This is a genomic window from Amycolatopsis echigonensis, from assembly GCF_002846615.1.
GTDB lineage: Bacteria > Actinomycetota > Actinomycetes > Mycobacteriales > Pseudonocardiaceae > Amycolatopsis > Amycolatopsis echigonensis.
In genome coordinates, this window is the sequence record NZ_PJMY01000003.1 from 4709101 (window position 1) to 4732534 (window position 23434).

Consider the following 23434-nt stretch of genomic DNA (forward strand, 5'->3'; position numbering starts at 1 on the left):
TGCAGAGGGCGGGTTGGAGCGGTGTTTCGTACGGGTGGGCCGTGGCATGGAAACGCCAGGCGGCCGGTGAGCGGGCGACCTCGGCAGGTTTCCTGTGTTCCGGTTCCGGGGCGCGTGATCTGGCGGGGTGGCTCGGACAGACGAGCAGGTGGGGCCGCTCGACTGTCCTCTTCGGACGCTGCGGCCGGCGGGATGTCGTTGGCCTGGAACTGTGGCGATTCGTCGACCTCGCGCGGCGGGCCCGGACGGCTGGTGCCCCGGCCATCTCCGGGAGAACACACCGCGGCGGCCGAAATCCGCTGCTGGCAAGAAAGTCGCGACGATCGGCAGCGTCAGGTTCCGGACGTCGCGGCTTCCCGATCTCCGCCGGCGGCCGGTGCGGACTCGCGGACGGCGCGGCGCCAGGCCGCCGCGCGCAGGAGGCGGAGGCCGTTGAGGCCGACGATGACCGTGGAGCCTTCGTGTCCGGCGACGCCGAGCGGGAGCGGGAGGGTGCCGATCAGGTCCCAGAGGACCAGGGCGGTGATGAAGGTCGCGGCGATGACGAGGTTGGCGGTGACGACGCGGCGGGCTCGGCGCGACAGCGCGATGACGGCGGGGACCGTGGCGAGGTCGTCGCGGATGATCACGGCGTCGGCGGTCTGCAGGGTCAGGTCGGATCCCGCTCCGCCCATCGCGATTCCGGTGTGGGCGGCGGCGAGCGCGGGGGCGTCGTTGATGCCGTCGCCGATCACGGTGACGCGCTGGCCGTCGGCTGCCAGTTCGCGCACGGCGATGACCTTGTCGTCGGGCAGCAGCCCGGCGCGCACGTCGGCGATCCCGACCTGGCCGGCCAGTTTCCGGGCTGTGGCATGGTTGTCTCCGGTCAACAGGACCGGGGCGGCGCCGGTGAGCCGGGTGACTGCCGCGACGGTGCCGGCGGCTTCGGGGCGCAGCTGGTCGGTGATCGCCAGTACCGCGATCGGCTGGTGCTCGCACCGCACGACCACGGCGGTGCTGCCGCGCTGCTGCAGGGCGTCGACCGCGGAGGCGGCGGTGGCGAGGCCGGCCGTGCCGTCTCCCTCCGGCAGGAGGGCGCCAGGCGAGCCGACTTGGATGAACCGGTCCTCTACCCGCGCGGAGACGCCGCGCCCGGGCTGGGCGCTGAATTCGTCGACGGCGGGCAGTTCGAGGCCGCGGGCTCGGGCTGCCCGCACGACAGCGGCGGCGAGCGGGTGCTCGCTGGGGTGCTCGGCCGCTGCGGCCAGCCGCAGGACGTCGTCTTCGGTGAAGCGCGTACCGGGCAGGACGCGGATCTCGGCCAGCTCCGGGACGCCGCGGGTGAGAGTGCCGGTCTTGTCGAAGGCGACGCGGGTGGTCGCGCCGAGCTGCTCCATCACGACGGCGGACTTGGCGAGCACGCCGTGGCGCCCGGCGTTGGCGATCGCGGCCAGCAGCGGCGGCATCGTCGCGAGGACCACCGCGCAGGGCGAGGCGACGATCATGAACGTCATCGCGCGCAACAGCGAGTCCTGCAGCGGGTCGCCCCACAGCAGCGGGAGCACGAACAGGGCGATGGTCGCGGCGACCATGCCGAGCGAGTAGCGCTGCTCGACTTTTTCGATGAACAGCTGGGTTTTCGCCTTGGTCCGGCTGGCCTGCTCGACCAGGGAAGCGATGCGGGCGACGACGGAGTCTTCGGCGCGGCGGTCCACGCGCACCCGCAGCGACCCGGTGCCGTTGAGGGTGCCGGCGAACACCTCGTCGCCGGTCGTCTTGTCCACCGGCAGCGGTTCGCCGGTGATGGTCGCCTGGTCGACTTCGCTGGCCCCGCCCACGACCGCGCCGTCGGCGGCGATGCGCTCGCCGGGCCGCACCAGCACGACGTCGCCGACCTCCAGATCGGCCGCCCGCACCGTGTGCTCGGCGCCGTCGGGGCCGAGGCGGGTCGCGGTTTCGGGCGCGAGGTCGAGCAGGCCGCGGACCGCGTCCTCGGTGCGGGCGGTGGCCAGTGCCTCCAGCGCGCCGGAGGTGGCGAAGATGACGATCAGCAGGCCGCCGTCCATCACCTGCCCGATCGCCGCGGCCCCGATCGCGGCGGCGACCATCAGCAGGTCGACGTCCAGGGTCTTCTCGCGCAGCGCCTGCAGCCCGGCCCATCCGGGTTCCCATCCGCCGGTGATGTAGCAGGCCAGGTACAGCGCCCACCACGCCCACGCCGGACCGCCGGCCAGCTGCACGGCCAGCCCGGCCAGGAACAGCGCCAGCGCGGCCGCGGCCCAGCGCATCTCCGCCAGCGCGAACAGCCGGGTCCGCCGTGCGGGGACAGCCTCGGCAGACGCCGCGACAGCTGAAGCGCCGGCTGCGACGGTGGGCGACGAGACCACGAGGAACCTCCAAGACGAGCGGGCTGACCGGATCACGATAACAGAACACATGAAGATGTCTTCATGCGTTATGGGGTGAGTTATGCTGCACCGCATGGGACACGGGGTGCAGGGGCGCGACCGCCCGGCAGCGCGGCTCGACGCCGAGTCGGCCGCGCACGTCGCCACCACCCTGCAGGCGCTGGCCACCCCGAGCCGGTTGCTGATCCTGACCGAACTGCGGCACGAACCCCGGCCGGTCACCGCGCTCGCGGAGGCGATCGGCATGGAACAGTCCGCGGTGTCGCATCAGTTGCGGCTGCTGCGCAATCTCGGCCTGGTCACCGGCACCCGGACCGGCCGCAGCATTGTCTACAGCCTCTACGACAACCACGTCGCCCAGCTGCTGGACGAAGCCGTCTACCACAGCGAGCACTTGCGTCTCGGGTTGAGCGACGCTCCCCGCACCGCGGGCTGACCGTCCTCGGAACCCGGGGTGGTGCACCGAGTCCGCGGAAGCGCCCTGCCGGAACTCGACGCCGGTCCGCCGGGGCGGAGCCGCTGTGCCCCCGCCGATCGGTTCCGGCCGGCCGCGCGGGGAGGGACTCTGATTCCCCATGCCAGGAACTTGAGGTGAAGCTGTGGGTGCGGTTGAGGCGTGTCTGTCCTAGGTCGCAGAGCTGGCTGGACTCGGTGGCTCGGCAGAGGGAGGGCCAGCGCCCCAATGTGGCATTGGGTGCATGCGACGCACCCAATGTGGCATTGGGTGCGCGGCGGGAACGGTCAGAAGGGCATCAATCGGTCATTCCGGCGGCGTCGGCTTCTCTTGTGGACGGTCAGCAGGCCGTGTCGACGCGGCTTAAGTTCCTGGCATTGACTCTGAGTCCCTCAGGGTTCCCCTCGCGGACCTGCGAAAACAGTCATGCGGGCATCGATAGAGCATTTCGGCGATCCCGACGTCCTTTATGGACGGTCAGCGGGCCGAGGCCACGAAGGTTAAGTCCCTGGCATTGCGTGCCGGCCTGCCGGGAGACCGGCGAGGTCGGCAACGAGGCCGCTGAGCATGACGCCGCACCCGCCTCGCGCCGGGTCACCGCCGCGCTCGCACAGGCGACCCTCGAAACGGCTGCTGCGGCGCCTTGGCCCCGCCGCACTGCCGTCCACATCTCAGGAAGATCGAAAGGACCGGATCCCGCCTCGGGCAAGTTCGTACATCGGCAACCTGCTGCGGCGCTTGCGTCGCCGCGAGCCGAGGCGAAAGGCACATCGCGATGTTCGGTCGCTCGCCCGAGCTGCCGAAGAGTGCGGTCGGTCAGCGGGTACGTTGCCGCGGAAGAGTTTTGCCCCGTCCGGCGGGGTCGGCGATGGGCCGCACCTGATCCTCAGGCGTGCTTTCGGCCGAGATCATCCGGCAATGCGGAGCGCGGCAGAAGGCATCGATCTCGACCGGCGAGCCTGCCGGGCTGTCGACCCGGGATCAACCTTGGGGTGGAGGCGAGCGAGCGTGCTCGTTCGTACGGTTGCGCCATGGCACCGACGCAAGACAGCTTCCCGGCGCGAACCGTGGAGCTGGAAGACGGCAGGCGGCTCGCGTTCGAGGAGCGGGGCAACCGCGACGGATTCCCGGTGTTCCGGTTCCACGGCACGCCCGGGTCGAGGCGGGAACAGTTTCCCGGCGAAGAGGCGACTGCCGGACTCGGCGTCCGGCTGATCACCTTCGACCGGCCTGGCTATGGCCGCTCCGACCCGCGCCCGGGCCGGACGCTGCTCGACGTCGCGTGCGATGCCGCGCGGCTGGCCGATGCTCTCGGCGTAGACGCGTTCGCCGTGACCGGGATGTCCGGCGGTGCACCCTTCGCGCTCGCGACGGCATGGTCCTGTCCGGACCGAGTGACTGCGGTGGCGCTCACGTGCGGGATCGGACCGCTCGACCGGCCGGGCGCGTTCGAGGGGATGCACGCGCCGAACGCGCGCGAATTCTCGTGCGCGGCACAGGAACCGGAGCGATTGGAGAGCCTTCTCTCCGGCGGGAGCCTTGCGGCGGACTTGCCGGCGGACGAGGTGCGGGCATTCGGCGGGATCGACGGGCTCGGCGAAGCCCTGGCACCGGGCTTGGCCGAGGCTGCCCGGCAGGGCTGGGCCGGAGTGATTGCGGACGACCTGGCATTCGTGCGGCCGTGGGGATTCGACCTGGCCGCGATCGCCGTCCCGGTGTCGTTGTGGCACGGCGACCGCGATTCGCTGGTCCCGTTCCACCACGCCGAACATCTCGCGGCTCGGATCCCTGGCGCGGCGCTGCACCGCTGCCGCGGCGAAGGGCACCTCGCGATGTTCGGCCGCCAGGAGGAAGCCCTGGCGAGCCTGCTCCCGCAGCGGATTCGGTGAGGTGGAGGCGCTTCCGCCGCATCGGAGCGACTCCGCGAGGCCGGCCGAGTTCATCCGGCAGCGTGGAGCACGCGGCAGAAGGCGTCGATCTCCTCGACGGTGTTGTAGTAGTGCAGCGAGGCGCGCACGACCTCGGCCAGGCCGCGATGCTCCATGTCCCAGCGAGTCGACGGTGCGCGGGACACGCTCACGTTGATCGAGTGTTGTGCCAGCGCCGTTTTCACCGCGTCGCCGGTCATGGCGTCGACGGTGAAGGAGACGATTCCGCACTGCTCGGCGCCGACGTCGCGCACGCGGACACCCGGCAGTTCGTCCAGTCGGGGGCGAAGGTCGGCGGCAAGCCGGCTGACGCGCTCCCAGATGGCGTCGAGATCCCAGCCGAGCGCGTAGTCGACCGCAGCGCCGAAGCCGATTTTCGCCGCGACGTTGAATTCCCAGGATTCGAACCGGCGTGCGTCCTCGCGCATCTCGTAGCGGTCGCGCGCTACCCACTTGGCGGCGTGCAGGTCCAGCATGGGCGGTGTCAGCTCGGCCAGCCGTTCGCGGCGGACGTAGAGGATCCCGGTCCCGCGCGGCCCGCGCAGGTACTTGCGCCCGGTCAGCGACAGCAGGTCGCAGCCGATCGCGTCGACGTCGAGCGGGATCTGGCCGGCCGACTGGCAGGCGTCGAGCAGGAACAGCACGCCGGCCTCGCGGGCCGCGCGGCCGACTTCCGCCGCCGGGTTGACCAGGCCGCCGTTGGTGGGCACGTGGGTCAGCGAGACCAGCCGGACCCGGTCGTCGAGCATCTCGCGCAGCCGCGGCACCGAAATCTGGCCGGATTCGTCGTTGGGCACTACCGCCACCTCGATGCCGTGGCGCTCGGCGGCCTGCAGGTAGGCGATGAAGTTGCTCGCGTACTCGGCTTCGCTGGTGAGGACGCGGTCGCCGGGCCGGAACGGAATCGCGAAGAACGCCAAGTCCCAGGCCCGGGTGGCGCTGTCGAGGAACGCGATCTCGTCCGGTGCGCAGCCGAGCAGGCGCGCCGCCGACGGGTAGACGCCTTCCAGGGCGTCGTTCGCGGCGGCAGCGGCCTCGTATCCGCCGATGCTCGCTTCGAGATTGAGATGCCCGATGACGCTGTCCAGCACCGGACGCGGCATCAAGGCGGCTCCGGCGTTGTTGAAGTGCACGACCGTCTCGCAGCCGGGCGTTTCCTTGCGTGCGGTGTCGACGTCGAACGGGGTCATACCGCCTCCTCGCCGCGTCGGGGGAGGGGCGCGGCTGCCGTCGCGCCCGTGTGATCCACCAGTCGCAGGAACGAGCGTGCCCGTTCCTGGGTCGGCCGGGTGAAGAAGGCTTCCGGCGCCGCTTCTTCGACGATGACGCCGCCGTCCATGAACACGATGCGGTCGGCGATTTCGCGGGCGAAGTGGGTCTCGTGCGTGACGATCACCATGGTCATGCCTTCTCCGGCCAGCTCCCTGATGACTTCCAGCACCTCGGCGTGCAGTTCGGGGTCCAGTGCCGAGGTGGGTTCGTCGAAGAGCACTGCCCGCGGTTCCATCGCCAGCGCCCGGGCGATGGCGACTCGCTGCTTCTGACCGCCCGAGAGGCGGGATGGGTATTCGTCGCGTTTTCCGGACAGCCCGACCCTGTCCAGCAGCCGCTCGCCGAGGGCGATCGCCTCGGACATCGGCAGCTGACGGACCTGGCGCGGCCCCTCGATGACGTTGCCCAGGGCGGTCATGTGCGGGAACAGGTTGAACTGCTGGAAGACCATGCCGGTTCGCCGGCGGGCTTGCCGCGCCAGCCGCCGTCCGGCGCGGTCGCGCGGCGAACCGCAGTCGAAAGCGCAGTCGCAGACGCGCAGATGCCCGGAATCGGGCTCCTCCAACAGGTTCATGCACCGCACCAGGGTCGTCTTGCCCGATCCGGACGGTCCCATGAGGACCACGACCTCGCCGGCCCGGACGGTCAGGTCCACGCCGCGGAGCACCTCGAGGTCGGCGAAGCGCTTGTGGATGCCGCGAAGTTCGATCATCGGCTGGGTCATCTTCAGTACGCCCTTCCCATCCGCTTTTCGAGCACGCTCTGCCCGAGCGACAGCAACGTGTTGATCAGCCAGTACATCAGCCCGGCGAGCAGGAATGCCTCCATGTAACGGAAACTGGCGTTTCCCACGCTTTCCGCGACCCGGGTCAGCTCGACCACGGTCACCACCGACGCCAGCGAGGTGTCCTTCATGAGTGCGATGAAGCGGCTGCCGACCGCCGGCGTCGCGATCCGGATCGCCTGCGGGAACACGATCCTGCGGAAAGTGCGCCAGTACGGCATGCCGATCGAGGAGGCGGCTTCCCACTGTCCTTTGTCGACACCGAGGATTCCGCCGCGGAAGTTCTCGCTGAGGTAGGCGGCGGAGAACAGCGTCAGAGCCAGGATCGCTGACGGGATCGGCTCCAGCTGGACGCCCAGCTGCGGCAGTCCGAAGTAGAGCACCATGATCTGGATCAGCAGCGGGGTGCCGCGGAACACCGAGACGTAGCCGATCGCGACGGCCCGCAGCACCCGGATCGACGAGATCCGCGCCAGTGCGATCAGCGCACCGAGCGCCGAGCCGAGGGCGAACGACACCACGCCGAGCAGCACGGTGACGCCGAGTCCTTTGGCCAGCATGGGAAACGCGTTGGCGAGCAGGTCCATGACGTCCTCCCTAGTTCGCCGGCGCGGTCTTGAGTTCGGCCGCCATGTCCAGGCCGCCGAGCCACTGCTTCGAGATGCGGGTCAGGGTGCCGTCGGCGATCATCGCGGCGATCGCCTTGTCGGCTTCCTGTTTGAGCGCGGGCGAATCCTTGCGGAAGGACATGCCGTTGACCTCGCTCTCCAGCAGCGGTCCCACCGGCTTCACGGCGAGGCCGTTCTTGCTGGCCAGGTAACTGCCCTGGAAGCGTGAAACCAGCATCGCGTCGGCGTTCCCGCGGGAAAGATCGGTCAGGCCGAGTGTCGCGTTCTCGTACGTTTTCACCTGCACGTCCGGGATCTTGTCCTGTGCGAAGCTTTGCTGCGTCGTGCCTGCCGACACCGCGACCGTCTTGCCCTTGAGGTCGGTCAGCGAGGCGATCTTCGGATTCGACGCCTGAACGAAGACCGAGATTCCGTTCACCTCGTAGGGCCGGGAGAAGTCGACCTGTTGCTTGCGGGCCGCGGTGATGGTCTGGCCGGAGATCACCATGTCGTACCGGCCCGCCTTGATGCCTTCGATGAACGTCTGGAAACTCGCCTGGACGAATTCGACCTTCCCGACGCCCATCCGGCGCGCCAGTTCGTTGGCGACATCCACGTCGTAGCCGATCGGAGTGCCCGACGGGCCAACGAAATTCCACGGTGGATTCGCTTGTGTCAGCGCGACGCGCAAGGTGCCGCTGTCGCGCACCTTCTGCAGCACGTCTCCGGAGGCTGCGCTCGAACAACCGAGCACCGTCCCGGCCGAGACGATCAGAACCGAGGACAGGACGACCCTTCGCGACAGCTGCATCCGTACCTTGCGCATGGCGGCTCCCTTGGGGACAGAGGAATCTGGCGGCCATCGGACACCCGTCGCGGCAGCCGCTTCGGTCGTGATGCGCATCACTCGAACGAGTGGACTGTATGCCCCCCTAGGGTATGGGTCAACGGGGGTTCACCCGGCTGTCGGACTGGAAACCGAACCGTAACGACCTGAGCGTAAGGTCGCGGCGGGCGAGCCGAGGGCCGTCAACCTACTGCCGGCTGCCTGCGCGAACAAGGCGACGACGCGTGCGCGCGCTTCCTCGCTCCTAACTCAAGTAGTAGATTGACGGTCTGTCCGGAGTGGAAGGTGGACGCTCATGCCGGAGCAGCAAGCGGTGCGGCCGACGCTGATGACCCGGCTCGCGGCTGTGCTGCGGGGAGAGGTCTCGGCCGAGACGGTGGAGGCGTACCGGCGAGCCGGTGCGGGCGCGTACGAGGACTTGCTGACGGCGGAGAAACTCCGGGACCGCCTTGCCGGCCGCGGGGCCACGCTGTGGCAAGCGCGCCCAGGCGAGCTGAGCCAGCTGCTGTGCACCTGGAACGCATTCGCCTTGCAGACCCTCGGCGACCAGTTCGTCGAGGCGGACTACACGGCGGTTCCCCGGACCGTCGGATACCTTCCGCCGGTGACGGCGGAGCAGGCGGCCGCGTTCCTCGGCGAGGTCGAGCAGTGGTCGTCGCGCGCACGACGGGCCGCGCGCGACCCCGGTTTCGACGTCGCCGCCGAGGTGAGCCTGCCCGCCTCGCTTCCCGCCTGGGTCGAGGCCGAACCGTGTCCGCGTGCGCATCTGGCCGCCATGCTCGCCGCGGTGCGGACGATGCGCGACCATGTTCAGGCAGCGCAGGCCGACTTCGCCCGCACCGGAATCCCCGCGGGCAAGAACGCCCTCGCGGCCACCGTCGACGGGATGGTGGCGGAAGCCGAGGGCACTGCGTCCTACGCGGAGTCGCTGTGGTCCCCGAACGCTGACGCGGCCGTTCATCAGCGGGTCGAGAACTCGGTCAAGTGCGCGATCGAGCGCTACTACCTCATCGGGCAGCTGCTCGCGATGCCGGCTCTGCTGGATCGCCCCGACGTCCAGGTCGCGATGGTGTCGGGACCGGCCTTGCCGGTTCCCGGACAGGCGGGCTTCGACCCGTGGTGCCTCACCGACCCGGCAAGCCGGGCGAGCTGGAAGCGCGACCCGGCCGCGCGCCGGGCAATCGATCACCTGTGGCGCTGCGACCCGGACCCCGCGGCGACGCTGACGATCCAGGCGCAGATCGATGCGGCGCTGCGGGCGGAGGCGATCGCGGCCGGGACCACGGCCAGCGGCGCGGCGATCGGCAACTACTACTGCTGCCCCTGGTCGGCGATCTACCTCGTGCGCGCCCCGGTCGTGATCGCCGGCCGCCGGCTGCGTCCGGGGGACCAGTTCACGCTGGACGTTTCGGCGGAGGAGATCGCCGAGGGCGGCCCGTTCAAGCGGGCGCTGCTCGTGGGGCCGTTCCATCCCACGAACGACATCGACTACTGCGATCCGGCGTCGGGCGGCCGCCATGGCTAGGCGCGGCGCGACGTGTCGGCGGGGCGGTCTCCGGGCAGCCGCGGCTGGCGGAATCCTGGCGCTCGGCGCGGCCGGATGCGGCGGGAGCGGTGCCGGATCGCCCGGCAGCCCAGCTTCGCCGGCTCGGTCGTCGAGCGCTGCGCCGCCGGGGACGCGGGTCGCGGTGGAGCTGACCGAGTTCGCGATCCGGCTGCCGCAGCGAACGTGGGCACCCGGCACCTACACCTTCGTCGCGAGCAACAGCGGAACGACAGTCCACGCGCTGGAACTCGCCGGACCCGGCGGTGCCGATCAGAAGACCGGCACCTTGCGCGGCGGCGAGTCGGGGAGCTTCACCGTCACGCTCCAGCCAGGGCGCTATGAGCTTTCCTGCCCGGTCGGCAACCACAAGGAACTCGGCATGGACACGACGATCGAGGTGGGCTCCGCCGCACCCGGTACGTCGCCCGCTCAGCCCAGCGGCGGCGGCGACTGAACAGCGGGGGCAGGCCTGCCCGCAGGACTGTGGTGGGAGAATGATCCCCAGCTGGCCGAACGGTTCAGGCGGCAGTGATTTTCGGCAGCGCTGCTCTCCTTCGCGCGCCGGACAGCCGATCACAGCAGGAGATCGCGTTCGTGTTTTCAGTCCGCCGGTCTGTGCTCCGGACGGTCCGGGCGCAAGCCCCGGAGGAGGTCGACGACGGGCCCCAGCTCGTCGGTCTCGCGGCGGCACGCGATGCAGACTCGCAAGTGCCGCCGGAATCGCTCGTGCTCCGCGGGTCTCAGATTCTTCAGGAGATATGCGGCTGCTTCGTCGGTCATCGGGCAGGAGAGCGGCATCGCGCCTCCTCTCCGGCTCGGGAACTCAATTAGTACTAACCTATATAGTAATATGACTCCATGCGACGTCATCAGCGCGGTCCAGGCGCCGTTTCGCGGTGGGGCCGGCGCGGCGGAGACTGGGGGTGCGGCCGGATCGGCCGGGTTCCGGTCCGGATGAGCCCGTGGATGGCGCTGCTGGCCGCGTTGATGGTCTACGTGTTCGCACCGTGGGTAGGGAGGTGGGCGCCCGGCCTCGGGATCGCGCGGTACGCGGTGGCGTTGGTGTTTCCAGCGGTGCTGGTGTTGTCCGTGCTGGTGCACGAGTTCGGCCATGTGGCGGCGGGGCGGGCGCTCGGGATGCCGGCGAAGCGAATCACGATCGACCTGCTGGGCGGTGCGACCGAATTCGACCGGGACCCGCGCACGCCCGGAGGCGAGGCGCTGCTGGCGGCCGGCGGGCCCGCGGCGTCGGTTCTGGTGGCGGGTCTGGCCGCCCTGGCTGAAGATCTGGTGCCGCTGACGGGTCTGGCGGAGGTGCTCACCCATGTCTTCGCTGTTCTCAACGTGGCGTTGGCCCTGTTCAACCTGCTGCCGGGGCTGCCGCTGGACGGCGGGCACCTCCTGCGAGCCGGTGCGTGGCGGGTCTTCGGAGACCGCCGGCGCGCGACGAGGATCGCCGGCTGGTTCGGGCGTCTGCTCGCGGTGCTGATCGTCGTGGTTCCGCTCGTGCGGCTCCTGGGCGGTGCCTCGACGGGGATCATGTTCGCCGCCGTCTTCGTCTTCGCCGGGGTGATGATCTGGGCAGGCGCGTCGGAGGCGCTGAGCGAAGCCGTCCTCCCGGTGCCGGATGCCGGCAGCCTGTGCCGGCCGGTCCTTCCGGTCGCCGAGCATCTGTCCGTTGCCGAGTCGCTGATGGTGGCCGAGCAGTACGGCGTGCGGGAGCTGGTGGTCCTCGACGTCGAGGACCGGGCCTGGGGAGTCGTGAGCCGGTCGGCGCTGCTTGCGGTGCCGCCGGCGCAGCGCCCGGCCGTGCCTGTCGTGGCTGTTGCCCGGACGGTCGGAGAGGACGCGATCGTCCCGGCTGGTCTCCGCGGACGGGAACTCGCCGAACGCGTGCGCAGCGGTGCCGAGCTTGTGGTCGTCGATCGGGCCGGTGTACCGAAGGGCCTGCTCGCGGAGGGTGATCTGGATCCGCGGGCGGCTCGCTCCTGAGGCCGGACGGGTCGTTCGTTGAGCAGTCTGCGTCTCGTCAGCCGGCTATGCGGGGAACTCGCCCGTGGCGGCGAAGTCCAGTCGCTTGGCGACGGAGACGGCCTGGTCGGCGAAGCGTTCGTGGAAGCGGGCCAGCAGTGCCAGGCTGGTGGCCGTGCGCACCCCGTACGGCCAGCCGGGGCCGGTGATCGTGGTGAGCACCCGGGAATGCAGGGCATCGACAGCGTGGTCGGTCTCGTCGAGTTCGGCGAAGCCGTCGACGCCCGGCTGGCCGATCAGTTCGCCCAGCCGGTCGGCCATGCCGGCGGCGATCTCGCCCAGCCGGGCGAACGTGTCCTCAAGGTCGGCGGGCACGGCGTGGTCGGGATGGCTGAAGCGTGCGGTGTCGGCGATGTGGGCAGCCAGGTCGCCCATGCGCTCGATCTTCTCCGCCGAGTAGACCGCGGCGAGGATGCTTCGCAGGTCGCTGGCGACCGGAGCCTGCAACGCCAGCAGACTCTGCGCGTGATCCTCGCAGCCGCCGCGAGCCTGATCCAGCGCGGCGTCTCCGGCGATCACCCGCTCGGCCAGGTCGAGGTCGGCCATCAGCAACGCCCGGCTCGCCTGCCGCATCGCCTGAGCGGCCATCGCGCACATCGCGACCAGCTGCTCGCGCAGCTGGACCAGCTCGCCGTGGAAGGTCACCCGCATGAACAACGAGCCTAACGCTGTACCTGGACCTCGGCATCCGCACACTGGCACCCTTCCGGATCCGGCGAGCACGTCCGGCGACATCGCCGCCCGGCGAGCACGCCCAGCCCTTCGCCCGGTGCCGAGCATTCCGGCCACGGCAGGCGCTGGGCGGGTAGCGCTTTCGCGCTGTACGCCTGGACGTCACGGCAGAACTGCGGCACCAAACGCGGGCAGGATCCGCCCCCTCCGCGGAAGTGACGTTTCCGCGGGCATGTTCGGCCGCCGAGTTCCTGGTGCGGCTGGGCGGCGTTCGATCAGTTCGGCGGAGGCTGCGCGTTCATCGTGGTCTCGCTCGCTGGGTTGCTGGTCCGCGTGCGGGATTTCGGCGTCAGGAGCGCAGGACGTCCATGAGGACGTCTTCGGCATGGAGATAGCGCAGCGAGTCGACCCACAGCCGGTAATAGCCGGGGCGACCGCGGACGGCCGCGGTGTAGGCGGCGATGTCGGCTTCGGTGAGGGCGAGCAGTGCTTCGGGGAGTTCCTCGGCGGTGAGGTCGGCGATCTCCGCCCAGGCCTGCGCGGAGATTCCGTTGCCGAAGCCGTGTGGCGGCAGCCAGAACATCGGACCCCGGCCGGCGTAGCCGGGGTCGGGGGTGTGCGGGGCGCTCATGGCGTGTCCTGGTCGTCGAATTCGGCGGGGGCGAGGCCGAGGCAGGCATCGCCGCGGAGGAAGGGGATCGCGCGGGGCCAGGACGTTTCGGCTGGGGTCGCTGGTTCGTGGCGGGTGTGCCAGGCGTGTTTGCGCTGGGTTTCCTCAAGCTCCCAGCCCAGCAGCGTCAGGCGGCTGCGCAGGACGTCTTTGGCGAGGTCCGATGCGGCGAGTGCGGCATGGTCACGGCACAGTCCGTGGCCGCGGGTCCAGCGTTCGCGGACGGTGTGGTGCAGGGAGGCCGCGTCGAGCAGTGCGAGTTCGCGACGTTCGGCGAGGTCGCCCGCGGCGCAGGCAGTACACGAGGGTTGGTTGTCACGGAAGTTCCGGAGGGCCTCGGCGACGAATCGTTCCGGACGTCGAAATGCGGCAGCGGCCCTGTCCCGGCGACGTTCGAGCAGGTGCGGCCAGGCTGCGCGAAGGCGGGCGAAAAACCCGGGGAGCGGCGAAGCGTCGAGGCGGTCGGCGAGCTGGGCAAGGCGGGCGTGTTCGGCCTGGTGCATCGTCGCCCAGATCGTGCAGGCGCTGTCGTGGTCGAGAAGGGTGGCGTCTGCGAGGTGCGTCGGGCAAAGCCAGGGCTCGCCGGGGTCGAGGCGGGCGACGTCTTGGCCGAGAAGCCAGGTGGCGTAACGCAGTTCGCCGCGGCTGCGGGCGCGGCATACGGGGCAGCAGGGAAGGTCGAGGGCGTGGGTTGCTCTGTCTGTTGTGGACTGTTCGGTGAGTCGTTTGTCGTCCTCGGCGAAGAGTTCGGCCGCGGCGGTGAGGTGCGGAGCCCGGATGAGGAGGTCGGGATCGGAGGGAGGCGTGTATGGCTGGTCCCGGGCGATGGCGGCGAGTGTGGTCGCGAACGGCCACGGAGCTGTGTTCAGGACGTCGAGCAGGTGGTGGGTGCACAGCCGGCGGATTCCGTTGATGACCTCGGGGTCGTCGAGCCATCGGACGAGGGCGCCGAGACGGCGGTCGACGGCGGCGGTCATTTTGTCGCAGGGATCGCAGTGGCAGCCGGTCACGCCGCCGAGAGCGGAGGCGATCAGATCTCCCAGGAGCGAGGGAAGGACCCGGATGCCTTCGGAGGTGGTGGTCAACAGACGCAGGTGGCGTGCGCAGAAGCCGCCAGCGGCCGCGATCCGGCGGCGGTAGCCGGGATCTCGGTGGGTTTCCATGACGTACCAGGTGTGCCAGTGGTGTTCGGCGGCGTCTTTGTCGCGGCACAGGAGGCAGCCGTCGTCGGCCAGGGCGCGAATGAGGCGGTGGCGTTCATCATCGTCTCGTGGGGTGTTCACGGCTCGCTCCGGAGACGTTCTGCCACTTGGTCGCGGAGAGCCTGCAGTCGCGCGGCGGGTGGGCCGACGCCGTCGAGTCGGCGGCGCATGGCTTCGCGGCGCGGGTCTTGGTTGAGGGAGAAGGCCAGCTGCACGGCGGTGCGCATGAGCCATTGGTGGTACTGCAGCAGCCGGCCGATTTCGTCTGCCAGCGGGGCGCGTTCGCGGTCCACGGGGATGCTGTTCAGTTCTTCGCGGAGCCGGTGGTAGGTGCTGACGAGTTCGCTGCCGGCGTGGCCGATGGCGCCGGGCACGTCACCAGCGGCGCCGCAGGCTCGTACGGCGGTCTCGGTCTCCGGTGCTACTGCCGCGGCGCGGTCGAGCACCGACGACAACCGCGCCAGCTGCTCTCTGGCGGAGAGCGCGGGGCGGCGGAAGCGGTGCAGGAAGCCGGGCACGGTTCATCCCAGGCGGACGGTGAACGCGGTTTCCGGGATGCCGTAAGGGAGTTCGGGCGCGTCGGCGGCGATCTCCAGCAGGCGGTTGTATTTCGCGACGCGTTCGCCGCGGGCCGGGGCACCGGCCTTGAGCTGTCCGCAGCCGGTGCCGACGGCGAGGTCGGCGATGAAGTCGTCGGTCGTTTCCCCGGATCGGTGCGAGATCATCTGGCCGTAGCGGTGTTCGCGGCAGATCTCGATCGCTTCGAGGGTTTCGGTGACGGTGCCGACCTGGTTGAGCTTGATCAAGGCGGCGTTGGCGACGCCGAGGCCGGCGCCGCGGGCGATGCGGGCCGGGTTGGTGACGAAGTTGTCGTCGCCGACCAGCTGGATGCGGTCGCCGAGTTCCGCGGTGAGTTCGCGCCACCCGGCGAGGTCGTCCTCGGCCATGCCGTCTTCGATGCTCCAGATCGGGAAGTCGCGCACCATTTCGACGTAGCGCTGCACGAGATCCGACGAGCTGTGCCGGCGGCCGTTGACCAGGTACGTGCCGTCGGCTTGGCGGAACTGCGACGCGGCCGGGTCCAGCGCGATGGCGATGCCGTCTTGGCCGGCCGGGTAGCCGGCGTCCTCGATCGCGCGGAGCAGCAGCTGCAGCGCGTCTTCGGGCCGGGTGACGTCCGGAGCGAAGCCGCCCTCGTCGCCGAGACCGACGGTGTATCCGCGTTCGGTCAGCAGCGCCTGGAGCGCGGCGTAGACCTCCGCGCCGGTGCGGATCGCCTCGGGCAGGCTGGCCGCGGCGAGCGGGGCGATCATGAATTCCTGGAAGTCGAGGCCGGTGCGGGCGTGCGCGCCGCCGTTGAGGACGTTGAAGTGCGGCACCGGCAGCCGCGGCCGCCCGCCCGGGACGTGCAGCCAGGACCACAGCGGAACCTTCTCGGCGTCCGCGAGCAGACGGGCGACCGCCATGGACACGCCGACGATCGCGTTCGCGCCGAGGCGGCTGCGGTCGGCAGTGCCGTCCAGCTCGACCATTGCCAGGTCGATCTCGGCGAGACCGGTCCAGTGGCGGGCGATCAGGAGGTGCCGCACCTCGGTGTTGACCGACTCGACGGCGCCGAGGACTCCCGCGCCGCCGTAGCGGGCCGGGTCGCCGTCGCGACGTTCGCAGGCTTCGTTCCGGCCGGTCGAGGCACCGGAAGGCACAGTCGCGGTGGCGTGCCGCGACCCGCTGGAGACGGCGACGGCCAGAGTGGGACGGCCGCGGGAGTCCAGGATTTCGCGGGCGCGGAGGTCGGTGATCTGCATGGTGGTCATGACGTTCTCCGTAAGGGTCGGGACGCGTGGTTTATTGCGGTGGGGCAAGGGGGCGCACGGCGAGCAGGTACGCCCCGCCGAGTGCGAGAACGCCTGCTGCGGCAAGCCAGGGCGAGCCGGTGGTCCACATGTCGCCGACGAGGGCTGCGGCGATGCCGGCGAGCCCGCCGAGCAGCAGGCGGCTGCGGTGGCGCAGCCAGCCTGGCAGGTCGGCATGGCCTGCGAGGGTGCGGCGGGCTTCGCCGGCGAGCAGGAACGTGAGGGCCAGGAACCCGGTTGCGCAGGCTGCGGGCGGCGACGGCGTCCCCACGGCAACGGCGAAGGCAGCGGTCACGACCGCGAGCGGGGCGGCCCATGAGCCCGGCCAGCGGGCGGTGACGAGGACGAACAGCAGCGTGACGGCTGCGCTGGCCACGACGACGGGCGAGACCTGGAGAGTGGAGGCGGCCATGGGGACGCCGGTGCCGAGCATAGGAATCGGTCCGCGGGCGAGTGTGTTCATCGGGTCCTCCCGATCAGCGGGCGAAGGCTGAGCGGTCCGAGGACGTCGTCGAGCTGCTGGCGCTCGTTCCACTGGACGACGGGGATCCCGAGGCCGGTCAGGCGGGTTTCGACCCGGCGTCGGTCGAGGCGCCACAGCCGTACTGCGAGGCGGTCGGTCTCGGCGTCTCGGCCGATGGGCGGTTCGGTGCGCAGCGTGTCGACCACGACGATCGCGCACCCCCTGCGGTGCAGGTCCTGCACGGCGTTGAGCGCGCGGTGGTCGAGCAGCGGCGAGAACACGATCACGGCGGCGCGTGGCGGCAGCGCGGGCCGCGGGATCCGGGAGAGGTCCGGCTCGACGACGGCATCGTCGAGACGGGCCTCGACCACAGTGTCGGCGACGCGGTAGAACTGCCGCGCGCTGGCATCCGGGCCGATCCAGCGCAGGATCCCGCCGAGCGCGACGACGCCGGCCCGGTCGCCCCGGTGCAGGGCCGTCCGCACGACGGCGGTCGCGCCGTGCACGCCGAGGTCCAATGTGGACCCGCCGGACTGCGGGACGGCGGAGAAGGTGTCGATCACAGCGATGATCTCGGCGGCCTGCTCGGCGAGCCGATCGGTGATGTACAGCTGTCCTCGCCGTGCGGTGGCGGTCCAGTTGACGTGGCGCAGCAGATCTCCCGGCTGGTAGGGCCGGACGGCGGCGAATTCGATGCCGCTGCCCCTGCGTCGTCCGATGTGGACTCCGGCGCGGTCGGGAAGATCAGCGGGGCGCGGCAGGCTGTCGAGCGTCGTGGTACGGGGGTAGGCGCGTATTTCGCCGGCGTCCGCGATCACCACGGCTTCGAGCAATCCTGAATGGGCGTAGGCGGCCACTCGCGGTTGTACGGACCAGCGCCCCCAACGGAGCAGTCGCAGCGCGAACGTGCGTCCGTCCTCAGTGGACGCAGCGATGCGAGGCGTGGGCAGCGACACGGAGATCTCGTCGGCCGCGCCGCGTGCGTGGACGTCGACGGTCAGCGGAACTGTGTCGTGTTCAAGGCAGCGGGGCTCCGGCAGCGCGGTATCGACGGTGAGCGACTCGGCGGGCGTCCGGCGTCGGCGGCCGACGGCGAGAGCGCCCAGCAGAGGTGCGGCGAACCCGATCAGGTCCGCCCGGCCGAGCAGCATCCCGGTCAGCATCGCGAGTCCGGCACAGGTCGCGAGTGTCACTGCGAGCGGGGTCGGATGCCAGTGCACCGGATACGCGCTCATGTCGGCCGCCCGGCGCGCGGGACGGGGACGTCGTCGAGAATCCGGGCGAGCACGTCTTCGCCGCGCACCTGACGGACCCACAGTTCGGGCCGCAGGCTGAGCCGGTGCGCCCAGCACGCGGGCACGAGATCCTTGACGTCTTCGGGCACGACATAGTCCCGGCCGGCCAGCAGCGCCTTCGCGCGGGCCAGCTGCACAAGCTCCAGGCAGGCCCGGGGGCTGGCGCCGACCACCACCTGGGTGTGCTCGCGGGTCGCCGCCGCGAGCCGCACGACGTAGGCCAGGACGTCCGGGTCGACCTCGGCCTGTTCCACCGATTCGCGCAGGGCGGTCAGCTCGCCGGAAGCCAGGATCTGGTGCAGCGCGGCCGGAGCGGAGCCGCGGTCGAGGCGGCGGCGGAGCATGTCCTGTTCGCGTTCGGCGGGCAGGTAGCCGATGCGGACGCGCAGGGCGAACCGGTCGAGCTGCGCTTCGGGCAAGGGATAGGTGCCCTCGTATTCGATCGGGTTGTCGGTGGCGAGCACGACGAACGGGTCCGGCAGCGGGTGCGTGCGCCCGTCGACGGTGACCTGCCCTTCGGCCATCGCTTCCAGCAGCGCGGCCTGGGTTTTCGGCGGGGTGCGGTTGATTTCGTCGGCAAGCAGCAGGTTGGCGAACACCGGCCCGGGCCGGAACACCAGCCGCCGGTCGGCCTGGTCGTAGACGACGGCGCCGGTGACGTCGGAGGGCAACAGGTCCGGGGTGAACTGGATGCGGGCGAAGCCGAGGCCGAGCACGGTCGCGAACGATCGGGCGATCAGTGTCTTGCCGAGGCCGGGCAGGTCTTCGATGAGCACGTGCCCGCGCGCGAGCGCGCCGAGCAGGATCAGCTCCAGGACGGCGCGTTTGCCGACGACGGCGCGTTCGACCTCGTCCAGGACGGCGGTCGAGCGGGCTCCGGTCATGGCGGCGTCGGTGAGCGTCATCGGAGGGCCTCCAAGCGGTCGAGGATCGCGGCGAGGGTCTGGTGCGACGGTCCTGGGGCGTCGCGGTCGCCGGACCGCGCGCGGCTCGGGTCGACCAGCGGCCAGAGGTCTTCGCCGAGGAGGCGCCTTCCGTCCGGGTCCGGTCCCAGCAGGCGCACGAGGACCGGGCGCAGGTCGCAGTCCCAGGCGTGCCGGGAGGTGCCGGACCAGGCCACGGCGGCGGCGAGCTTGGCATAGCCGGGGAAGTCCGGCCGCCGAGCCTCGCGGGCCGGTGCGGCCGCGGTCTGCGAGGGGCGCAGAGCTGCCCGGACGTTGACTATCGCCAGCACGGTGATCAGCACTGCGGTGACGAAGAGGCCTGCGACCGAGGCGATCGCATAGCCGACGGCGAGCAGGACCGCCGCGGCGACGCTGAACAGGACGGTGATCATGGTCGCCTGCCGAGGTCGTGGAGGAGTTCGTCCAGGGCCTGGCGCGCGGTGTCCTGGTGCGCGCCGGTGATCGGGTGGCTGCTGAAGCGTGCTTCGGCGAACACGTCGACCAGCCGCTGTGCCGGTCCTGCGCGCACGAGTCCGCCGTCTGCGGCGCGGGCGAGCACCGCCGACGGGGTGTCGGAGAGCCGGGGTGCCGCCGCGGACTGTGCGAGTGCGCGCTCCATCGCCGCGAACGACCGCAGGATCGCCCCTCGCGGCCCGCCGGTGACCGCCGCGACGATTTCGCCGCGGCCCGCTGCCGCAGCCTCCGCCAGACCACCTGACGCCTCGATCGGACGCGGCGCCCGGCGGTGCCATCGGAGAAGCAGCAGGAGCAGGGCTGCCAGCAGCACGACCGGCAACAGCCAGGACGGCCCGCCGCCGGGGGAAGCCACCGAGGGCGCGGCTGCTGGCGGAGGGGGCACGAACCGGACTGGAGGCTGCGTCGGCGGGGTGGCTCGCGACGCCACGACAGCCAGGACCACGAGCGGTGCGGCGACGACGGCCAGGGTGATCAGCACTGCCCACCGCCGGCCCCATTTCGTGCCCAGCGGCTCGTGGACGGCCTCGAAGTCGTCGTCCTCAGGCCTCCGGCGACGGCGCAGCGCCGCGAAGAACGCGAGCACCGGAAGAACCGCGGCGAGGACGAGGATCGAGGTGAGGACAGCCAGCGTCGTGCCCCCGACGTGCGCGAACGGCCCCGCGAACGACCAGCGGGCGTTTCCGCGGGCACGCACTCCGGCCACGCCGAGCGCCAGCAGGACGCCGACGGTGATCAGCGCGGTGGCTTCACCCCGGTGTCGCATTCGCACACCTCTCCCTGACGTGTTCGTCAGGGACCGTTAGCGGCGTGCCGCGGTTGTGGTGAGCCCCATCACCTGCCTGCGATTGTGCCACGGCCGGACGCCGGACGCGATCAGCCGGAGGGCTGGCTCGGGTATGCTCGGGTGAGGCGATGAAGCTCGCCGCAACCGCCGCCCCCGGCTGATGGCTTCTACCAGTGCCGAGCTGGTGTGGAAGCGGGTGGTGCGGCATGGCGCGTTCTCCGAGCGTCCTGTTCCCGGGTGGCGAAACCGTCGGCAGACCGGCCGAGCCCGCGTTCTTCGGCGATCTGAATCTCGGCCAGGCGGTGTCCGCGGTGACTGCCGGGCGGGCCGAGTACGACCTGGGCCTGTTCTTCTCCGCGCCGCTGCACGAGGCGCCTGCCGTCGAGTATCGGCACGAAGTGTTCCGCGACCTCCAGCGCGACGACGTGCGCGAGGTGGTCGAGGAGTTCGCCGAGCGGATGCGGCGCATGCGCGAGCGCCTGGCGCTGGCCGGAAAGATCCACTATCCCCGGCAGAAGCAGCGGTGGTTCCTCGACGCGGTGGATGTCTACTGTGGAGCGGTCGCGGCGCTGCGGGAAGGGCTGGACCGCGTCGAGATCCGGTCCCGCGGCCTGCGGTCGATCCACGAGCACGTCGCCGGATACCTTGCGGCGCAACCTTTTCACGCATTGCTTGCCGACACGCGTGATCTCCAGGAGCAGCTCGCGCGGATCAAGTACCGCGTGCACGTCCAGGGCGCGCGAGTCAAGGTCAGCCGGTTCGACGACGACGCGGACTACAGCAGCGAGGTCGAGAAGACGTTCGCGAAGTTCAAACAGGGCGCGGTGAAGGACTACTTCGTCCGGTTTTCCGAGCCGCCGGAGATGAACCACATCGAGGCGCAGGTTCTCGACTGCGCGGCCCGGCTGTACCCGGGCGCGTTCCGCGCTCTCGCGGACTACTGCGAACGGCATCGTGACTACCTGGCGGCCGCGATCGGCCGGTTCGATCGCGAGGTGCAGTTCTACCTCGCCTACCTGGCGCACATCCGGCGGCTGTCGGCGACCGGTCTGCGGTTCTGCTATCCGGAGATTTCGGCGACCTCGCACGACATTTACGCCGAGGACGCCTTCGACCTCGCTCTCGCCACCAAGCTCGTCCCGGACAGCCCGTTGGTGTGCAACGACTTCCGACTGTCGGGTGCCGAACGGGTGCTGGTGGTGACCGGGCCGAACCAGGGCGGCAAGACGACGTTCGCGCGCATGTTCGGCCAGCTCGCGCACCTGGCCGCGCTCGGATGCCCGGTGCCCGCAGCGCGAGCCAGGCTGTTCCTCCCGGACCGGGTGTTCACGCATTTCGAACGCGAGGAGAATCCGATCACCCTGCGCGGCAAGCTCGACGACGAGCTGGTGCGGATCCGGGACATCCTGCGCGACGCGACGAGCGACAGCGTGCTCGTGCTGAACGAGAGCTTCGCGTCCACCACCCTGCACGACGCCCGGTTCATCGGCACCGACGTGCTGCGCCGCATCATCGACTTGGGCGCGCTGACGGTGTATGTGACCTTTGTGGACGATCTCGCGTCGCTGGGCGAGGCGACGGTCAGCATGGTCGGCGGGGTCGTTCCGGACGATCCGGCCGAACGCACTTACCGGCTTGAACGGCGGGCGGCCGACGGGCTCGCTTACGCCGCGGCGATCGCCGAGAAATACGGACTAGCCTACGACACCCTGCGAAGGCGGATCGGGCGATGAAAGTCTTCCTGCTGCACCGAGACCAGGACGCCGATCTCGACGCCCCGCCGCCGCCGGACGACCTCGTCCAGGATCTGGAACTGGAGACCCTGTTCGACGCCATGGCCGCCGGCGACGACTTCCTGCGCGACCTCGTGCCCCGAATCATGTTCGCGAGCCTGACCGACCCGGACGCGATCCGGTATCGCCAGCAGGTTCTCGCCGACTGCGTCGCCCATCCCGGGGTCGTGCGCGACCTCTACGCCATCGCGGTCGACGCGCGCCAGGTCGAGCGGAAGGTGTGGTTCGGGATCCTTTCCCGCGACTCGCCCGAGCACATCCTGAACCGGTCGGTGAAAACGCTCGAATTCCTCGTGGACAACCTCAAACAGCTGCGGCAGCAAGCGATTGAGCGCGGCGGCGAATTTCGCTCGCCGGGATTCGCCCGGTTCTTCGCGATGCTGCGGGAGGAACTCGACGACGACTACTTCGCCGTGGCCGAGAACCACTTGGAGGAACTCGAATTCCCCCGCGGCGTGCTGATGAGCGCGGAGCTGGGACAGGGGAACCGCGGCGTGCGGTTCGGCCTGCACCGGATGCCGAAACGAAGCTGGATCGAGCGGATCACCACGAGCGCCCCGCCCAGCTACGGGTTCGTCGTGCCGGCGCGGGACGAGGCCGGTGCCCGGGCCCTCGGCGACCTGCAAGGGCGCGGGGTGAACGTCGTGGCCAACGCGCTGGCCCAATCGGCTGATCACGTGAAGAGCTTCTTCCGCGTGCTGCGCGCCGAACTCGCCTTCTGCCTCGGCTGCCTGAACCTGCACGAACGCCTGCGCGCGAAAGGGAAACCGGTCTGCTTTCCCGCTCCGGAACCGAGCGGAGAGCCGGTGCTGACCGCGCGCGGACTGTACGACGTGTGCCTCGCCCTGCGGTCCGATGAACAGGTGGTGGGCAACGACGTCGACGCCGACGGCAAGACGCTGGTCCTCGTCACCGGCGCGAACCAGGGCGGCAAATCCACGTTCCTGCGCAGCTGCGGCACCGCGCAGCTGATGCTGCAGGCCGGGATGTTCACGGCGGCGGAAGCCTTGCGGGCGAACACGTGCACGGGCCTGTTCACCCATTTCAAACGCGAGGAGGACGACACGATGACCCGGGGCAAGCTGGACGAGGAGCTGGCCCGGATGAGCGAGATCGCCGACCGGATCCGGCCCGGCGGCCTGCTGCTGTGCAACGAATCGTTCGCCTCCACCAACGAGGCCGAAGGATCCGAACTCGCTCGCCAGGTGGTCCGCGCGCTCACCGAAACAGGCGTCAAAGTCCTGTTCGTGACCCACCTCTACGACCTCGGCCACAGCCTGTGCGAGCAGCACCGCGACGACATGCTGTTCCTGCGCGCGGAGCGCGAGCGGACGTTCACCCTGACCGAAGGCGAACCGCTGCCGACCAGCTACGGCGCGGACTCCTATCGCCGCGTCTTCGCCGGTCACCGCTAGGCACCGCGC

General features: G+C 70.5%; 22 protein-coding genes and 1 riboswitch. Of the genes, 7 read left to right on the forward strand and 15 right to left on the reverse strand.

All coding sequences use genetic code 11. The features are described from left to right. Nucleotides 1–332: 332 nt before the first annotated feature. Complete coding sequence (locus tag ATK30_RS27480) at nt 333–2267, reverse strand: heavy metal translocating P-type ATPase (protein ID WP_101441100.1); 1935 nt, start codon at nt 2265–2267, stop codon at nt 333–335. A 193-nt stretch (nt 2268–2460) separates the two neighbouring features. Here ATK30_RS27480 and ATK30_RS27485 point away from each other — a divergent pair, with 193 nt between their 5' ends. Both ATK30_RS27485 and ATK30_RS27490 read left to right on the forward strand, forming a co-directional pair. Beyond that, the gene (locus tag ATK30_RS27485) at nt 2461–2823 is read left to right on the forward strand and encodes an ArsR/SmtB family transcription factor (protein ID WP_101441101.1); all 363 of its coding nucleotides are present in this window, start codon (nt 2461–2463) and stop codon (nt 2821–2823) included. A 1049-nt stretch (nt 2824–3872) separates the two neighbouring features. Beyond that, on the forward strand, nt 3873–4730 hold the full coding sequence (locus tag ATK30_RS27490) for an alpha/beta fold hydrolase (protein WP_101437997.1): 858 nt from the start codon (nt 3873–3875) through the stop codon (nt 4728–4730). 50 nt (nt 4731–4780) lie between these two features. Here the strand turns inward: ATK30_RS27490 and ATK30_RS27495 are convergent, their stop codons facing one another. From ATK30_RS27495 to ATK30_RS27510, 4 genes are read right to left on the reverse strand one after another with little or no spacing between them, the layout of a single operon-like run. Then, nucleotides 4781–5959: an aminotransferase class V-fold PLP-dependent enzyme gene (locus tag ATK30_RS27495; protein ID WP_101437998.1), complete on the reverse strand. Its 1179-nt coding sequence runs from the start codon at nt 5957–5959 to the stop codon at nt 4781–4783. Beyond that, nucleotides 5956–6765, reverse strand: a complete 810-nt coding sequence (locus tag ATK30_RS27500) for an amino acid ABC transporter ATP-binding protein (protein ID WP_051165932.1) — start codon at nt 6763–6765, stop codon at nt 5956–5958. Before ATK30_RS27500 ends, ATK30_RS27495 begins: the two co-directional genes overlap by 4 nt. 2 nt (nt 6766–6767) lie before the next feature. Further along, nucleotides 6768–7412, reverse strand: coding sequence for an amino acid ABC transporter permease (locus tag ATK30_RS27505; RefSeq protein WP_037359837.1), 645 nt, complete (start codon nt 7410–7412; stop codon nt 6768–6770). Nucleotides 7413–7422: 10 nt separating this feature from the next. Next, the gene (locus ATK30_RS27510) at nt 7423–8259 is read right to left on the reverse strand and encodes a transporter substrate-binding domain-containing protein (protein ID WP_235079085.1); all 837 of its coding nucleotides are present in this window, start codon (nt 8257–8259) and stop codon (nt 7423–7425) included. A gap of 316 nt (nt 8260–8575) precedes the next feature. Between ATK30_RS27510 and ATK30_RS27515 the strand changes: the two genes are divergently transcribed. The 3 genes from ATK30_RS27515 to ATK30_RS27530 all read left to right on the forward strand — a co-directional run bounded on the left by ATK30_RS27515 (nt 8576) and on the right by ATK30_RS27530 (nt 11818). After that, nucleotides 8576–9805 carry a hypothetical protein gene (locus ATK30_RS27515; protein ID WP_051165933.1) on the forward strand — a complete coding sequence of 410 codons (1230 nt, stop codon included), beginning with the start codon at nt 8576–8578 and terminating at the stop codon, nt 9803–9805. A gap of 163 nt (nt 9806–9968) precedes the next feature. Further along, nucleotides 9969–10280, forward strand: a complete 312-nt coding sequence (locus ATK30_RS27520) for a cupredoxin domain-containing protein (RefSeq protein WP_051165934.1) — start codon at nt 9969–9971, stop codon at nt 10278–10280. A gap of 404 nt (nt 10281–10684) precedes the next feature. Continuing rightward, a complete protein-coding gene (locus ATK30_RS27530; RefSeq protein ID WP_081655054.1) occupies nt 10685–11818 on the forward strand; it encodes a site-2 protease family protein in 1134 nt (377 codons plus the stop codon). A 45-nt stretch (nt 11819–11863) separates the two neighbouring features. Here ATK30_RS27530 and ATK30_RS27535 read toward each other — a convergent pair whose 3' ends face one another. The 10 genes from ATK30_RS27535 to ATK30_RS27580 form a co-directional block, all read right to left on the reverse strand. Beyond that, a complete protein-coding gene (locus tag ATK30_RS27535; protein WP_037359841.1) occupies nt 11864–12508 on the reverse strand; it encodes a phosphate signaling complex PhoU family protein in 645 nt (214 codons plus the stop codon). 370 nt (nt 12509–12878) lie between these two features. Next, the gene (locus ATK30_RS27540) at nt 12879–13160 is read right to left on the reverse strand and encodes a hypothetical protein (protein WP_037359843.1); all 282 of its coding nucleotides are present in this window, start codon (nt 13158–13160) and stop codon (nt 12879–12881) included. Then, entirely contained in the window at nt 13157–14482 is a 1326-nt protein-coding gene (locus ATK30_RS27545; protein WP_037359845.1) for a hypothetical protein, read from the reverse strand. The genes ATK30_RS27540 and ATK30_RS27545 overlap by 4 nt, the downstream gene beginning before the upstream one ends. After that, on the reverse strand, nt 14479–14919 hold the full coding sequence (locus ATK30_RS27550) for a hypothetical protein (protein WP_037359848.1): 441 nt from the start codon (nt 14917–14919) through the stop codon (nt 14479–14481). Before ATK30_RS27550 ends, ATK30_RS27545 begins: the two co-directional genes overlap by 4 nt. A gap of 3 nt (nt 14920–14922) precedes the next feature. Beyond that, nucleotides 14923–16215, reverse strand: coding sequence for a phosphopyruvate hydratase (gene eno / locus ATK30_RS27555; protein ID WP_200862802.1), 1293 nt, complete (start codon nt 16213–16215; stop codon nt 14923–14925). Nucleotides 16216–16246: 31 nt separating this feature from the next. Beyond that, nucleotides 16247–16717 carry a hypothetical protein gene (locus ATK30_RS27560; RefSeq protein ID WP_143271430.1) on the reverse strand — a complete coding sequence of 157 codons (471 nt, stop codon included), beginning with the start codon at nt 16715–16717 and terminating at the stop codon, nt 16247–16249. Further along, the gene (locus ATK30_RS27565; RefSeq protein WP_051165935.1) at nt 16714–17952 is read right to left on the reverse strand and encodes a DUF58 domain-containing protein; all 1239 of its coding nucleotides are present in this window, start codon (nt 17950–17952) and stop codon (nt 16714–16716) included. Before ATK30_RS27565 ends, ATK30_RS27560 begins: the two co-directional genes overlap by 4 nt. Further along, nucleotides 17949–18917 carry an AAA family ATPase gene (locus ATK30_RS27570; RefSeq protein ID WP_037359852.1) on the reverse strand — a complete coding sequence of 323 codons (969 nt, stop codon included), beginning with the start codon at nt 18915–18917 and terminating at the stop codon, nt 17949–17951. The genes ATK30_RS27565 and ATK30_RS27570 overlap by 4 nt, the downstream gene beginning before the upstream one ends. After that, nucleotides 18914–19348, reverse strand: coding sequence for a hypothetical protein (locus tag ATK30_RS27575; RefSeq protein WP_037359854.1), 435 nt, complete (start codon nt 19346–19348; stop codon nt 18914–18916). Before ATK30_RS27575 ends, ATK30_RS27570 begins: the two co-directional genes overlap by 4 nt. Further along, entirely contained in the window at nt 19345–20196 is an 852-nt protein-coding gene (locus tag ATK30_RS27580; RefSeq protein WP_037359856.1) for a DUF4129 domain-containing protein, read from the reverse strand. The genes ATK30_RS27575 and ATK30_RS27580 overlap by 4 nt, the downstream gene beginning before the upstream one ends. A 136-nt stretch (nt 20197–20332) precedes the next feature. Beyond that, nucleotides 20333–20394: riboswitch (Fluoride riboswitch) on the forward strand. 29 nt (nt 20395–20423) lie between these two features. Between ATK30_RS27580 and ATK30_RS27585 the strand changes: the two genes are divergently transcribed. After that, nucleotides 20424–21950 (forward strand): MutS-related protein, encoded by a 1527-nt coding sequence (locus ATK30_RS27585; protein WP_037359858.1) that lies wholly within the window; start codon nt 20424–20426, stop codon nt 21948–21950. Next, nucleotides 21947–23425 carry a MutS-related protein gene (locus ATK30_RS27590; protein WP_037359860.1) on the forward strand — a complete coding sequence of 493 codons (1479 nt, stop codon included), beginning with the start codon at nt 21947–21949 and terminating at the stop codon, nt 23423–23425. The genes ATK30_RS27585 and ATK30_RS27590 overlap by 4 nt, the downstream gene beginning before the upstream one ends. Nucleotides 23426–23434: the final 9 nt, after the last annotated feature.

Coding starts and splice junctions, on each gene's coding strand:
- ATK30_RS27480 (WP_101441100.1), bottom strand. CDS start 2,267: ATGCGCTGGGCCGCGGCCGCGCTGGCGCTGTTCCTGGCCGGGCTGGCC.
- ATK30_RS27485 (WP_101441101.1), top strand. CDS start 2,461: ATGGGACACGGGGTGCAGGGGCGCGACCGCCCGGCAGCGCGGCTCGAC.
- ATK30_RS27490 (WP_101437997.1), top strand. CDS start 3,873: ATGGCACCGACGCAAGACAGCTTCCCGGCGCGAACCGTGGAGCTGGAA.
- ATK30_RS27495 (WP_101437998.1), bottom strand. CDS start 5,959: ATGACCCCGTTCGACGTCGACACCGCACGCAAGGAAACGCCCGGCTGC.
- ATK30_RS27500 (WP_051165932.1), bottom strand. CDS start 6,765: ATGACCCAGCCGATGATCGAACTTCGCGGCATCCACAAGCGCTTCGCC.
- ATK30_RS27505 (WP_037359837.1), bottom strand. CDS start 7,412: ATGGACCTGCTCGCCAACGCGTTTCCCATGCTGGCCAAAGGACTCGGC.
- ATK30_RS27510 (WP_235079085.1), bottom strand. CDS start 8,259: ATGCGCAAGGTACGGATGCAGCTGTCGCGAAGGGTCGTCCTGTCCTCG.
- ATK30_RS27515 (WP_051165933.1), top strand. CDS start 8,576: ATGCCGGAGCAGCAAGCGGTGCGGCCGACGCTGATGACCCGGCTCGCG.
- ATK30_RS27530 (WP_081655054.1), top strand. CDS start 10,685: ATGCGACGTCATCAGCGCGGTCCAGGCGCCGTTTCGCGGTGGGGCCGG.
- ATK30_RS27535 (WP_037359841.1), bottom strand. CDS start 12,508: ATGCGGGTGACCTTCCACGGCGAGCTGGTCCAGCTGCGCGAGCAGCTG.
- ATK30_RS27540 (WP_037359843.1), bottom strand. CDS start 13,160: ATGAGCGCCCCGCACACCCCCGACCCCGGCTACGCCGGCCGGGGTCCG.
- eno (WP_200862802.1), bottom strand. CDS start 16,215: ATGACCACCATGCAGATCACCGACCTCCGCGCCCGCGAAATCCTGGAC.
- ATK30_RS27560 (WP_143271430.1), bottom strand. CDS start 16,717: ATGAACACACTCGCCCGCGGACCGATTCCTATGCTCGGCACCGGCGTC.
- ATK30_RS27565 (WP_051165935.1), bottom strand. CDS start 17,952: ATGAGCGCGTATCCGGTGCACTGGCATCCGACCCCGCTCGCAGTGACA.
- ATK30_RS27570 (WP_037359852.1), bottom strand. CDS start 18,917: ATGACGCTCACCGACGCCGCCATGACCGGAGCCCGCTCGACCGCCGTC.
- ATK30_RS27575 (WP_037359854.1), bottom strand. CDS start 19,348: ATGATCACCGTCCTGTTCAGCGTCGCCGCGGCGGTCCTGCTCGCCGTC.
- ATK30_RS27580 (WP_037359856.1), bottom strand. CDS start 20,196: ATGCGACACCGGGGTGAAGCCACCGCGCTGATCACCGTCGGCGTCCTG.
- ATK30_RS27585 (WP_037359858.1), top strand. CDS start 20,424: ATGGCGCGTTCTCCGAGCGTCCTGTTCCCGGGTGGCGAAACCGTCGGC.
- ATK30_RS27590 (WP_037359860.1), top strand. CDS start 21,947: ATGAAAGTCTTCCTGCTGCACCGAGACCAGGACGCCGATCTCGACGCC.